Source organism: Microcoleus sp. MON2_D5 (genome assembly GCF_036701905.1).
In the GTDB taxonomy this organism is placed as follows: domain Bacteria; phylum Cyanobacteriota; class Cyanobacteriia; order Cyanobacteriales; family Microcoleaceae; genus Microcoleus.
Genome location: NZ_JAUBRM010000003.1, coordinates 110,334 through 124,488 on the forward strand (window position 1 = coordinate 110,334; position 14,155 = coordinate 124,488).

9 protein-coding genes are annotated in these 14,155 nt (G+C 45.9%); 2 read left to right on the plus strand and 7 right to left on the minus strand.

Going from position 1 to position 14,155, the window contains the following annotated elements; translation table 11 throughout:
- Positions 1-36 precede the first annotated feature (36 nt).
- From QUA47_RS01970 to QUA47_RS01980, 3 genes are all read right to left on the minus strand, one after another.
- The gene (locus QUA47_RS01970) at positions 37-603 is read right to left on the minus strand and encodes a TerD family protein (RefSeq protein WP_333429511.1); all 567 of its coding nucleotides are present in this window, start codon (positions 601-603) and stop codon (positions 37-39) included.
- 227 nt (positions 604-830) lie between these two features.
- Entirely contained in the window at positions 831-1,256 is a 426-nt protein-coding gene (locus tag QUA47_RS01975; RefSeq protein ID WP_333429512.1) for a DUF4359 domain-containing protein, read from the minus strand.
- Between the two features lie 225 nt (positions 1,257-1,481).
- Complete coding sequence (locus tag QUA47_RS01980) at positions 1,482-2,447, minus strand: M48 family metallopeptidase (protein WP_333429513.1); 966 nt, start codon at positions 2,445-2,447, stop codon at positions 1,482-1,484.
- Positions 2,448-2,675: 228 nt separating this feature from the next.
- On the opposite strand from QUA47_RS01980, the gene QUA47_RS01985 reads away from it, so the two are divergent.
- Entirely contained in the window at positions 2,676-3,227 is a 552-nt protein-coding gene (locus tag QUA47_RS01985; RefSeq protein WP_190659756.1) for an acireductone dioxygenase, read from the plus strand.
- A gap of 69 nt (positions 3,228-3,296) precedes the next feature.
- On the opposite strand, the gene QUA47_RS01990 is transcribed toward QUA47_RS01985, so the two are convergent.
- Positions 3,297-4,916 (minus strand): NAD(P)/FAD-dependent oxidoreductase, encoded by a 1,620-nt coding sequence (locus QUA47_RS01990; RefSeq protein ID WP_333429514.1) that lies wholly within the window; start codon positions 4,914-4,916, stop codon positions 3,297-3,299.
- Positions 4,917-5,094: 178 nt separating this feature from the next.
- On the opposite strand from QUA47_RS01990, the gene QUA47_RS01995 reads away from it, so the two are divergent.
- Positions 5,095-5,700, plus strand: a complete 606-nt coding sequence (locus tag QUA47_RS01995) for a chorismate lyase (protein WP_333429515.1) — start codon at positions 5,095-5,097, stop codon at positions 5,698-5,700.
- Between the two features lie 158 nt (positions 5,701-5,858).
- On the opposite strand, the gene QUA47_RS02000 is transcribed toward QUA47_RS01995, so the two are convergent.
- From QUA47_RS02000 to QUA47_RS02010, 3 genes are all read right to left on the minus strand, one after another.
- On the minus strand, positions 5,859-7,160 hold the full coding sequence (locus tag QUA47_RS02000; RefSeq protein WP_333429516.1) for a cytochrome P450: 1,302 nt from the start codon (positions 7,158-7,160) through the stop codon (positions 5,859-5,861).
- A 195-nt stretch (positions 7,161-7,355) separates the two neighbouring features.
- On the minus strand, positions 7,356-11,303 hold the full coding sequence (locus QUA47_RS02005) for a GAF domain-containing protein (protein WP_333429517.1): 3,948 nt from the start codon (positions 11,301-11,303) through the stop codon (positions 7,356-7,358).
- 669 nt (positions 11,304-11,972) lie between these two features.
- Complete coding sequence (locus QUA47_RS02010) at positions 11,973-14,006, minus strand: ABC transporter ATP-binding protein (RefSeq protein WP_333429518.1); 2,034 nt, start codon at positions 14,004-14,006, stop codon at positions 11,973-11,975.
- Positions 14,007-14,155: the final 149 nt, after the last annotated feature.

Sequence of the window (14,155 nt, forward strand, 5' to 3'; positions counted from 1 at the left end):
AGAATTAGCCGGCGAGATTTTTCGAGCGCTCATATTTTAGCTGCAATACTTATCCACAAAACTCTGCAATCCTGCCTGATATCCTGCTCCTACCGCTTGAAATCTCCACTCTCCATTCTTTCTATACAAGCGACCAAATTCTACAGCAGTCTCTCGCGAAAAATTCTCTTTTAATTCATAACGAACAAGTTCTTTTTCTGTATCCAAATTGTAAATCTTGATAAAAGCATTTTTTATATTGCTAAAATTTGCATTAATTTTTTCTGCTTCGTCAATAGTGACAACAAAAGTTATTTCCTCAATTTCAGGATTAACTCTTTTTAAGATAACGCCGTAAATCGTTTTATTCTCTTGACTTCGCTTGTTTTTATCCCGAATCAATTGCAGTACCGAACTGTCACCGGATTGCAGATTATTGTAAAAGATAAAATATTTATCGTTAGGGATTTTGCCGTCAGCACCTAGCATAAAGGCAGAGACATCAATCTCGTAGCTTTCTCCTGCCCCTGTCACCTGCCAACCTAGGGCGATCGCCATTTTTTTTAAACCGGGCGCTTCTTTAGAGATATTAAATCTCTCACCCTTACTTAATTGCATTGCCATCTGCTTATTTGTTAAACATCAAACTTTATAGCGTTTATGTTAATATTAAGTGGGACAATAACTTTTCTTCTTTAATAAAACTTAATATTTTGTCTCTAATAGCGGGCCTCATTAAAAATATGTGCTACCGCTCTCCGAATTTATTGAGATTTACTGAGAGAGAATTACGTAAGCAAAAACCGGGCTTTCTACAAAACCCGGTTTCGACAATTGAACTTAATTTGAGTCTAATTTGGAGCATTTTCAGAACTCGGTGGCAGGGTAACAAAATTACCAAAAGCTCCAACCGTTTGATAGCTTTTTTTGCCTAATTCAGTTGTGTAAATACTGACCACACCTAAATTTTGACGCTGCGTTGTATTGTCGAGCAAGCTTTCGATCGTGTCCCGCTGCGAAGTCAGCAAATTCTTGCAACTGCCGATCAAAGTATCTGTAATGCCGCTCAAAGCTTTCGGAACCCGAGAATCTTTGCACACAGTGCTTTCCAACTCGGTTTGGAGTACGCCGGAAGCATAAGTTAGGTATTTGTCTCTCCCAGGATTTGTAAATGCCATGCCGGCGGCTAGAAGAGTCAGAGCCATCGCGACTTTTCCCACATTGCCGAAAAAATTAGAAGTTGGCTTGTTAGTATTCATTGCGGTATCAATATTCATTTTTTTTAGCCCCGTTGATTTATAAGCTTCTCTTGATTTAAACTACACCTCCTCACAAACAGATTTCCGAAAGGAGGGGACAGTTTTTAGATTGGAGGCCAGTTGCGAGTAAGTCTCTCACTGGTTTACCTTACTTTTACGTTTCTCCCTCCCTCAAATCCGGTAAATCTTCAACAAAACATTTAGCTGGTTCCCAGGCACAGCCTGGGGACGAGGAATTTAAACTTAGTTTCGCTTTGATTTTTGTCTCTCGATCTCCCGCTGCAACTCTTCAATCTGACGGCGCAAAGCCTCCGTCTCGCTGTTAGGCGTTTGGGACTTCACATCAACCGCACCCTCAGCTACCGCCCGCTTGTAGTTCCCCCGCTTAATTTGGCGGTATTCCTCGGAACTGGCCCAGTCTCGCAAATAGCGCAGGCGTTCCACTGGGAAAGGGTGACTCAGCATCACGCCCTGGCCGCCATTGTAAAGTAAAAATTTATACACTTGGTTGAGATTGTCTCGATCGAGCTCTTGATAGTTGTCAGACTGGCGGATAAATTCTTGCAAACTGCATTGGTCAGCATATTTACTGCTAACTCCCGCCAGTTGCATCATCGTCTTCATCACACTGTTTAAGTCATCTGTTACCAACAAAGCCGCCCGATCCGCCGACAATTCTGCCTTGCGCCGCCACTCGTAAAAAGCGAAAATTAAACCGCTACCGACCATATTTCCCAAACCGAAAGTCATCTCGCCAATTGTCGATGCGACGCTCATCGCCCACATCGCCATTTGATTTAAAGTTGGATGGCCGCATTTAATGTGTCCCAACTCGTGAGCCAAGACTACCCGCAGTTCCGCCTCGTCCAACAAATCTAAAAGACCAGTGTTTAATACTACATAAGGCTGGTTTTTCCCCAGGGCATAGCTGTTAACGGAGGGATTCTGAGAAACAAACAAACCTGGTTCTGGAAAAACATCTAAAGCCTGCACGCACTCCCGAAATATATGATAAATGCTGGCATATTGGCGTGGGCCGACTTGAATGCTATTTCCCATTAGGTAAACGAATTGCGGTCGTTCGTAGACAAATTCTACAAATTTGCTGGCAATTAAGTCAAATCCAGGCACGCTCCGCAATGCTGCCTCGGCTTGGCGATCGAGGGGATGTTGAAAAGCTTCGCTAGAAATTCCAGTATAAGTAGGCATGGTTGTTGCAAAAATTACATCTAAAATATTTCAGTGTTGCCGATCGCTGCTGGTGCTAGCTGGGGCCTGACTTATCAATATTATCGCGACAAATATTGAACTGTTGTGGAACAGGCATCTTGCCTGTTCAAATTAGCGTTAAAATTGTGATTATGGTACAGGCGCGATCGACAAACATCTTTCACAGTGCCTGTGTATCGCCTCACCCAAAAATTGGAACGTGCAAAAATGGCTATCCTGCGACTCGAAAACGGTACAACCTACACTCAACAAAGCGACATTACCCGAGAACTCGCTTCCTTAAACATTCAACTCAACCGCTGGCCAGTGGGTGACAGCGCTGAAATTCAAAATTTGTTAGCTAAAGATGCTCTTGACGACAATCAAAAAGAGCAAGTGCTGCAAGCCCTCGACGGCTACTTTCACCAGTTGTCGGAAAGTGCAGGCTATCAGGATCGCGACTTAATTGTACTGCACCCAGACATTCCCAACCTCGACACCATGCTGTCCAAATTCAGCAAGTGCCACATCCACGCCGATGATGAAGTCCGCTATATCGTAGCAGGTGAGGGCATTTTCGGCTTCGTGCGGCCCGACGGCAGCCAAGTCGAACTCACAGTGCAGCCGGAAGAATTTATCAACGTGCCGGCGAATACAGAACACTGGTTTTATTTGACAGCAGTCCGGAAAGTTAAAGCGGTGCGCTATTTTACCACCAAAGAAGGCTGGACGCCTGAGTATACCGATACGGAAATTCGATCGCGTTTAGCTGCTGTTTGAACAGTTGACAGTTGAGAGTTGACGGTTGACGGCAATCTTCAAATCATCTAAAAATCCTCAAATCCAGCCTCAAATTTTGTGGTTTGAAGATTGCAATATGCTCAAAGCAACCGCCTCCGCCACCTTAATCCCATCAATCCCAGCCGATAGGATTCCACCCGCATATCCTGCACCTTCCCCAGCAGGATAAAGACCTTCTGTATTCAAACTCTGATAATCTTCCTTGCGTTTAATCCGAATTGGTGAAGAAGTGCGCGTTTCCACCCCAGTCAAAACCGCATCATCCATCGCAAATCCTTTAATCTGTTTGTCAAAAGCCGGAAGTGCTTCGCGGATAGCTGCGATCGCATAATCTGGCAAACTTTCGCTCAAATCAGTCATCACAACTCCCGGCGTATAAGACGGCTGCACACTGCCTAGCGCCCTGGAAGGGCGATTCGCCAAAAAATCCCCCACAAGCTGCCCAGGGGCGTTGTAAGTGCTACCTCCTAACTCAAATGCCCGTTCTTCTAAGCGACGCTGAAACTCAATTCCGGCTAAGGGATGACCCGGATAATCTTCCGGCGTGATACCCACCACAATCCCGCTGTTAGCATTGCGTTCATTGCGAGAATATTGACTCATCCCATTAGTGACAAGTCGCCCCGGTTCTGACGCAGCCGCCACTACCAAACCACCGGGACACATACAGAAACTATACACAGAACGATTGTTTTGGCAATGGTGAACCAGTTTGTAATCGGCGGCACCCAAAAGCTTATGACCGGCCCGATCGCCAAAACGACAGCGATCGATGATAGTTTGGGGATGTTCCACCCGAAAACCAATGGAAAAAGGTTTTGCCTCAATGTAAACCCCGCGCGAAAACAACATTTCAAAAGTATCGCGGGCGCTGTGTCCCACCGCCAGAACTATATAATTACTAGCAATATATTCTCCGCTGGCGAGGGTAAGTCCCTGCACTTTTCCATTTTCGATCTGGATATCTTCTACACGACTTTGAAACCGAATTTCTCCGCCTAATGATTCAATTTGGGCGCGAAGACTTTGGACAATTCCCACCAGTTTGAACGTGCCAATATGCGGTTTATTAATATATAAAATTTCCGGTGAAGCTCCCGCATTTACAAGTTCCGTCAACACCTTCCGCCCATAATGCTGAGGATCTTTAACTTGGCTGTAGAGCTTGCCATCGGAAAAAGTACCCGCACCACCTTCGCCAAACTGAGCGTTAGATTCTGGGTTGAATTCTGCTTTTTTCTTCCAAAATCCAAAGGTATCAACCGTGCGATCGCGCACTGCTTTTCCGCGTTCTAAAAGGATGGGGCGAAACCCCATTTGTGCCAGCATCAGACCCGCAAACATACCGCACGGCCCTGTACCAATCACAATGGGGCGAATCGTCAAATTGCTGGGGGCTTTGGCTACATAACGATAATTCGTGTCTGGCGTCACCATTACATGAGGATCTTTTTTGAAGCGTTGGAGAAGTTGCTTTTCCTGTGTCGTCTCTACATCCACAATATAGACAAGGAGGATTTCTGCTTTTTTACGAGCATCGTAGCTGCGCTTGAAGATGGAATAGCTGAGTAATTCTTCGGGGGGAATTTGCAGCTTTTTGAGAATGGCGCTAGCGATCGCATCTTCAGGATGATCGAGGGGGAGTTTTATTTCGGTTATTCGTAACATATAGTGGAAGGAAGAAGGAAGAAGGAAGAAGGAAGAATAAAAATCCCGAACAGAAGTATTATAACTATTTAACCGGACATCCTATGGGCGATCGTCCTCGGTCGATCAATTTTTAATTTTTGAGTGGATAATTGAAGAAGCGTTATAATAAACAAAAAATTAAGTTTTGTAAAGACCCTTGACTGCAACATTCACACCTAAAAACAGCCGAACCTGGCACGCTCTCAACCCCCTGTGGGAAGGAGCAGAAGACGCAGTACAAAAGGGTTTACCCCACACCAAGCTCGCACCGGCGTGGCAAATACTGCTCTTGGGCGACGGTTCCCCCACCCGTCACCTGCAACTGCTGACAGGGGAACCCACTGAAGTAGATGTGATCGATATGTCTTTAGTGGGTGAAGACGCAGACGGCGCGCCCCAGCAAATTGTCGCCGTTCCGGGGCCGCGCCTGCGCCGCCAAGTGTGGCTGCGGACTGCTTCGGGACAGCGCTTAGCCTATGCAACTTCTTGGTGGGAAGCGAGCCACGTAGATGAATATTTACAAAATAAATCTTTGCCAATTTGGGCCAGTTTAGCGAGACTGCGGACAGAATTGTATCGCGATGTGCAGGGCATTTATTGCGGTGATTCGCCTGCTTTGGAATCAGCGTTTGAAGAGTCGGGCCCTTTTTGGGGGCGACACTATTTGTTTTGGCATCACGGGAAGCCCCTGACGCTGATTTATGAGGTGTTTTCGCCTTATTTAACTAAGTATTTGGGGCCGATGCAATTGGATGTTGATTGAGGCTGAGATATTGCACCATTATCAATCAGGCTTTCAGGGCGGGCTAGAAGCCCAACCCCTACTCCCCACAATAAAATTCATCTCTTGTGGAACAGGTCGAAAAGCCTGTTCTCAAGAAGAAGAGGAAAATCAGGAGGGTGTATAACTGAAGCTTCTACTTATTTCATTGTTGTTCGACGAAATTTCACTCGCAAACCGTCGCGGGGACGCGGAGTCGGTACTGCGATTAAATTCAAATCTTGATCGGGTAAAAGCTCCCATTCCAACTCCCGAACAATCTTTGCCGCAAACAACTTCATCTCTAATCGTGCAAATTCTTTGCCCAAACATTCTCGCAAACCGCCGCCAAAGGGCACATAACTAAAAGGTTTAGCCGATCGCTCGGAGCTAAATCGATCGGGGTCAAATCGATCGGGTTCAGGATAAAGTTGACTATCCTGATGGGTTTGAGTAATCCCAGAAAGCACGCTCCAACCCTTGGGAATTTCATAGCCGCCGAACTCACAAGCATTAATTAGCGTCCGAAAAATAACTGCCACCGGTGGAACTAAACGCAGCACTTCTCGCATAACCTGTTCTAAATAAGTCATTTGTTTGAGCTGTTCCAATGTTAGGGGTTCACTTGCGGGGAACTGCTGCTGTTCGGCCCGCACTTTTGCCATCACATCGGGATTTTGAGCTAGGAGAAGGCAAAAAGAGGCGATCGCCGAAGTTAAAGTGTCGTGTCCCGCAAACAGCAGCAACAGCACTTGATCTTTTAACTCATCCAAACTCAAACTATTTCCCTCGTCATCGCGAGCCGAAATCAGCAAACTCAAAGCATCATTGCCACTAGGGGTTCCTTGTTGGCGCTCGCGAATAATATTTTCCAGTTCTGCTAACAGTAATTTCCTGCCCTTTTTAGCTTTGCCAAACCTTGTCCAAGGCAGATCTAAAGCAATCGAAAATAAACCATAGCACCAAGTTTCAAAATTATGTCCTAGGGCCGTTTCCGAACCATTATCAATCCCAACTAACAACTTAGCCGCCACATCAAAAGTATAATTTCTGAGTTCAGGATACCAAGTCATGGTTTCCATTTTTGCCCATTTTTCCAAATAGCGCTGAGTGATATTTTCCATCGCGCCGACGTAGCCGACCAGAGCTCGCGGCTGAAACGCTTGGTACAGCAACTTGCGCCGATTTTGGTGGTTAGCACCCGTTTGCAGCGACAAGGAAAGCGGCCCTAAAAGCGCTCTCGTACTGGCAGGCCAAGTCGCAACAAAATATTGGTTGTCATTGCTTAAAACAAACAAATTAGCCTCTTGGCCAGACATAAACACGGTAGGCTGTCCGAAAATGCTGCTTTTGAAAATGGGCCCGTACTGCTGGTGGCGTTTTTTGGCGAATTGGGAATCTTGCAAAAAGTTGATTGTATCGCCAATTAGGGGTAAACCGAAACTGCCGGGAGGTAATGCCATTTTAGATTTTAGATTTTAGATTTTTAATATCATATCAATTTTAGTTGTAGGCTACCCAATATGTACCCTACAACTTTTGGGTAAAATAACTATTATCTGTGTGTAGTCTGTAGGATGCGCCAATCTTAAGGTTAGTACAAAAAATTCTAGTTTTTCCCACTAACTCACCTTAGTAACTTTTCCTACAAACATATTTTAAAATTTTGTGCTTTTAAGCGGAATCTTAATCGTAAATTCAGTTCCTTTCGCTAGAGCGGAAATACAATTGATTTCACCTTTATGTTTTTCGACTATAATTGAGTGGGAAATCGCTAAACCCATCCCAGTACCCGAACCGATCGGTTTTGTAGTATAGAACGGGTCAAATATCCGCTGCTTGACTTGAGCGGTTATACCTGCACCGTTATCAGCAATTTTAATCAGAGCGAAAGTACCTTCTACCTCTGTACGAATGCGGATAATTCCCGGATTTTGTAGCGGTTCTTGTAAAGCGTCAATAGCGTTAGCGATAATATTCATAAACACCTGATTCAACAGTCCGGCGTAGCACTCCACCAGCGGCAATTGTCCGTATTCTTTAACGACTTGAATTGCTGGGCGATCGGGCTGAACTTTCAGACGGTGTTCTAAAATCATCAATGTGCTGTCGATGCCTTCGTGAAGGTTAACCTTTTTCATGTCAGCTTCATCAAGGCGAGAGAAATTCCGCAAACTCTTCACGATATCCCGGATGCGAGTAGCTCCCATCTGCATAGAAGACAGCATTTTCGGCAAGTCCTCTAGCAAGAAGTCCATTTCTAACACCTCTATTTCCTCCTGAAGAGCTGGAGAAGGTTCTGGGTATTCATTTCGATACATTTGCAGCAGTTTCATCAGGTTTGTGGTGTATTCTTCTGTGTAGGTAAGATTGCCGAAAATAAAGCTGACCGGGTTATTGATTTCGTGGGCAATTCCTGCTACCATCTGACCGAGACTCGACATTTTTTCTGCCTGCACGAGTTGAGTTTGAGCTTGCTGGAGTTCGCACAGAGTTACTTCGAGTTTGGCAGCTTGTTCTTGTGCTATCCGAGCTGAATCGACGCTTTGAGTGTAGAGTTCGGATTGACTGATGGCGATCGACAATTGATCGCAAATTGCCGATAGCAAATCCACTTCGTCTGTTGTCCACCTGTGCACCTCGTGGCAAGAAGTGCAGCCAACAACTCCAGTTAAACCCCCTGCACTCTTAATCGGCAAATTCAAGACAGATTTGTAACCCACCTGCAAAAAGAATTCCCTTTCTACTGGATCGCTGAAAGCTGCAACATCATCTATTTGATAGATTTCCAAATTAGCGATTTTTTGCGCCAGCGGCCCCGTTACCTCAGCAGGGTAATAACCCAAAAGCGGGAGCAAGTCATCATTTTTAGCTTCGTGGACGACATCCCAAGCAGCCGTCTCGGCATCGGACGTATACCACATAAACAGACAGCGATCGAGTTGCAGCAAGTGGCGAATCTGCTGCACAGTTGTCGCCAAGATAGTATCTAAATCGAGAGAAGCGCGGATTTGACTGCCTAGCTGGTTGAGCAATTTTTGCTGCATTGCTGTTGCTTTTGATTCGGCGGCGGCGAGGCGAGATTTTTCGTAAAGTTCGGCTTGATTAATTGCGATCGCCAATTGAGTTCCTACTGCCATTAATAATTCCACTTCTTCGTCTCTCCACAGCCGCACCCCGCTACAAGCACCGCAGAGGATCGCGCCAATTTTACCCGACTGTGTTTGAACGGGAATGTCCAGCAGAGAATTGAGGCCTACATACCTTAAAAATTCCCGTTCTGCTGCATCGGTTAATGCCTCAACATCGTCGATACGAATTATTTCTAAATTCCCAATCTGCTGAGCGAGAGAAGCAGTTGGATTGACAGAATATAAACCCAAGAGCGAGTGTAAATCGGTATTTTTTGCCTCGGAGATCACATCCCAAACTGGTGATGGCTCGTGGGGCAAATACCAAAAAAACAGACACCGATCGAGTTGCAGCAACTCGCGAACTTGCTGCACGGTTGTTGCTAAAATAGTATCTAAATCCAGAGATTCGCGGATATTGCTAGCTAGCTGGTTCAGCAGCGCTTCCTGCTCCGCTAACTTGCGGAACCTCGCTTCCGAAGCTTGCAATTTTCGTTGAGCTTCTTTTTGTTGTGTAACGTCCAAACCCAAGCCAATTAAGCCGATCGCGTTACCGCAATCATCTTTGACCTGAGTTTTAATTGTGTCCAACTGGTGATATGCACCATCAGTAAGCTGAAGAATTTCTTCAGAATAATATGGAATATCTTGGCTCCACGCTTGCGCGTCAGATGCCATGCAGTTAGCAGATTGTTCTAATCCCAAAACTTCGGAATAGTGAGACGCTGCTAAAAATCTTGACTCTGGAATAGCCACATCTTCGCAGAAAGTTTTGTTAACTAATAACATCCGCCCGCTAGCATTTACCATCCATACCCAGATCGGAGCGTTGTCAATAATTGCCCTCAAAGTTTGCTTTTGTCTGGCGAGAGCTTCTTCTGTTTGTTTGCGCTTAATTCCCAGGGCGATCGCATCTGCTACAGAGGCCAAAGCAACCAGTGTTGATTCATTCAACTCCTGGCGAGCAAACATCGCTATTACTCCCAGCAACTGATTGTCAACAATTAGCGGATATCCAGCAAAAGCCACCATTCCTTCTCGTGAGGCCCATTCTTTGTCGTGGAGTCGGGGATCTTCTTGCACAGAATTAGTGATGTGAGGTTTTCGCTCCAGGGCGATTAAACCAATCTTGAACTCGCCGACAGGAATGCGGGTGTAAGCGCCGTCAATGCCAGTATATATCCCCGCGCTTGCTTCCAGTTCCAATACATTCTCTTCTTCATTCAGCGTCCAAATCCGAGCAAAGGCAGCATCCAAATGGCGCATAACTGCATCGGCGCAATATTGCAAAGTTGCAAACAAAGTCTGGTTTTGAGTCAGAGCAATTCCCACATCTGCTGTAAATACAGAAAGTTTAAGTTGTTCTGCTAAAGCTTGTTCTGCTCTTTTGCGCTCTGTAATGTCCGTAGCAGCACCGAGACGCTGCTGAATTTTTCCCTCCTTTGTTCTGCTAAATACTATATTCCGGCTGACTAACCAGTGCCAACAATTCTGTCGATCGCGTACCCGATATTCGTACTCAATAACTTCGCCGTCGGGAGCATTTTCTAATTGCTGCCAATATTCGGGAAATTTAGCTAAATCCTCAGGGTGGATAATCGTAGGTAACAGACTGCTACCCATTTTTTTAACTTCTTCGGGGGTATAGCCGAGGGTGTCAGCGATTTCGCGGTTGCTGTAGACATTTCGCTGCTCGGTTTCGTCGTAAACATAGAGAAGATTCGGACTGGTATTGGCAATTCGCTCAACAAAACGCTGACTCTCTTGCAGCGCTGCTTCTGCTTGTTTGTGAGCGGTAATGTCGCGGCCGACACCATAGATCAATTCTTCCTCGCAGAAACGGGTAGCAGTCCAAGCTATCCACTTGTAAGACCCGTTTCGACAGCGCCAGCGGTTTTCAAACCCAACGGTATTATTCCCCGCAGCAATACTTTCAGCTTCTTTTAAAGTAGCTTCGCGATCGTCTGGATGCACGAATTCAAGGAATAGTTCGCCAATCATTTCTCTTGGTGCATAGCCGAGCATTTTTTCTGCTGCTGGGTTGATGAGTGTTACATAACCGTCAAAACTAAGGACGCACAGCATATCTAGCGAGAGGCTAAAAAAGCGATCACTTCCGTTGGGTTCGGTGGATGGGCGATCGTTGCGCGCTAGGACCCAAGAGGCGTTTGAGCGCGCCGATACCCCCAAAAAGACAATATTTGCTACTCCCAAAAATCCCAGGGCGAGTTGGCTATCGTAGAAATTATCAGCGCTGCCAGCTACGAGCAACCCGTTTAAGACAAGCAGTACAATTATCAAAATTGAGAATACACTGCTAGGGGCGATCGTCGCTAATCTGGTTTTTTCATCCTGCTTTCTGCTTTCTACCTTTTGTATTCTAGTGAAGGCTTCTCGGATTTTTATTAAAAACCCTGGCAGTAAGTTAAACACTTTAGCGTTTTTTGAGGCTTCGAGTTGAAGTGAGTGTTTCATTTTTTGACTCGATATTAACTTGGACTTTTCCTGATTTAAAAATTACAATAAAGAGGTTGAAATATTGTAAAAATTTCCTTCTTGGCAAGCTCTAGCATTTAAGAATATACGTAAATTTACGCAAAACCACCCGATAACTAAGTGTATTTACGGCAGTAGCGAGCAATCTCTTTTTAGCTGGGGTGCACATTTTATAATTTTTCCGACTCAGAGAGAGAGTTTATCTATAATACTGCCTTAGATATTGCTGTTAGGCATTGGACATTTGGCCTAATTTAGCTAGTCTTGGGCGCAGAAACTCGCACTCCTAGGTGCAGAACCTAATTATGTAGGCTGCCCCTGAAGCTGCTTACCGCGTTAGACTAGCGTGTTATACCCAACTTTTTTTGTGTAGAAATAACTGGGTTTGATTTAGGAAAATACTGCGCGGAGCGCCCTGGCTGTGGGTTGAAAAACCCGGAATATGAGTCAAGTTCAAGCAGGTTGAATTTGACCATAAATTATGAATTTCAAATAAAAATAAACTGCTAATTTGTGAAGATAAAATGAAAAAAATCTTCGTAGCAGTTTTTCGTTGACCGAGAGGTTCGCGCGTAATGGCTAATTAGTAATTGGTAATTGCTAACGGGCAATGGGTAATTGATACCAGTTTAAAACAAACACTAGAGATCAAACCTGTTTCGATTCATCCGCAGGCGATGGGGGCCAAGCAGCTTGGCGACCTAGTTGCTGTTGCCGAATTCGCTCCAAATTCCCTGCTGGAATAGAAGCTATAAGTTGCCGCGTGTAAGCTTGTTGCGGTTGGCGGTAAATGCGCTCGGCAGTGCCAATTTCTTCGATTTTACCTTTGTTCATGACGATCGCGCGATCGCTCATAAACTTGACCACGCTCAAATCGTGAGAAATAAAAATATAAGTCAGTCCAAACTCTGTTTGCAACTCCTTCAGCAAATTTAAAACTTGCGCCTGCACGGACACATCTAATGCCGAAACCGACTCATCGCAAATAATAAACTTAGGATTCAAAGCCAAAGCTCTAGCAATACAAATTCGCTGCCGCTGTCCGCCCGAAAACTCGTGAGGGTAGCGGCGCATAAAATCGGGATTTAAACCCACTCTCTCCAACAAATAAGCCGCGCGATCGCGCTGTTCTTTCTGGTTCTTACCAAAGCGGTGAATCACCATCGGTTCCATCACCGCATCCCCAACATTTAGGCGCGGATCGAGAGAACTAAAAGGATCTTGAAAAATAATTTGCATATCGCGCCGCAGCCACCGCAATTTGCGATCGTACTCTTTTTGCATCCGATAATTAGCCATCCACTGCGCTGCCGAACTACTTTTCGCAGGAGGCGTAATTTCTTGGCCTTCAAAAAACACTTTACCGCTGGCCACCGGAATTAATTGCAGCAAAGCTCTCGCCAAAGTTGATTTGCCGCAGCCAGACTCGCCCACCAAACCCAAAGTCTCGCCCGGGTAAACCTCAAAAGAAATATCGTTTACCGCCATAAACAAGCGTTTAGTTTCGCCAAACATTCCCTGCACCGGAAAACCGACTCGCAAGTTATCAACAGCTAGCAAAGGGCCGGAAATATGCGGCAGCCGAGGCGGTTTTCCTGTTGCAAAAGCGGGATTTCCCCCGCTGCTGTCGCCGTCTAAATCGGCATTTTTCTCGACAATTACTAATTCGCCGCTAGCATTTGTGGTGACATCCATAAAATCGGAAACTGTCGGCAAGCGGCGCAGTTGCCGATCGAGAGTTGGGCGGCAAGCTAATAAACCTTTTGTGTAAGGATGTTGGGGATTGCTAAAAATTTGTTCGATCGCACCGCACTCAACAATCTTGCCTCGGTACATCACCGCCACCGTATCGCCAATTTCAGCAATGACGCCCAAATCGTGGGTAATAAAAATCATTGCCATGCCTCTAGAGTCCCGCAACTCCCGCAGCAAAGCTAAGATTGTTGCCTGCACGGTTACGTCCAAAGCCGTGGTAGGTTCATCAGCAATTAATAAAGTTGGATTGCAAGAAATGGCCATTGCAATCATCACGCGCTGGATTTGACCGCCTGAGAGTTCGTGGGGATAGCGATCGAGCATAGCTTGTTTTTGGCCGTTGACGAGCTGCATCAAATCGCGATCGTCCTCTATAACTGCTTGATTCCCCGCAGCAGCCCGGGAATGCTCTTGCCGCAAAGCCAAACACCGCTGCCTGAGTTCATCGTCGCCCGGTAGCAGCTTCACTTCTTGCAGCAGAGAAGCAGCTTGGCGCCGCGCTTCTGTCTGCGACACCTGTTGGTGCAAACAAATGGCTTCTGTGAGTTGAAATCCGATCGTATAAACTGGATTTAGCGAACTCATCGGCTCTTGAAAAATCGTCGCAATCTGGCTGCCCCGGTATGTTTGTTTTTCCCTGTCCGGCATTTCCAGCAGATTCACAGGCCCCTTGCTAGCACCGTCTTTTGTCGAATAAAACCAAATTTCGCCGTCGATTTTCGTTGACGAACTCGACAGCAAACCCATAACAGCGAGGGATGTTACCGATTTTCCCGACCCCGACTCTCCCACGATGCCCAGAGTTTGCCCTCGCTTGACCTCAAACGAAATGCCGTCAACCGCTTTGACGGTTGCAGACGCATCGCCTGCGTCCGCAGATTGAAATTGAACCCGCAGGTTGCGAACTTCTAGGACGGTTTCACTCATGGAGGTCTATGGCAGTTAAATGGAGATTAAGTGGATTGTAGCAGGGCCTGTTGAAGGCAGAAGGCAGTAGGAAGATTTTAAGATTGCTTTGCATAACCGACGGCGAAAGCTAACATTCCTCGCAACGCTTCGCCGTGGATGAGTTTTGA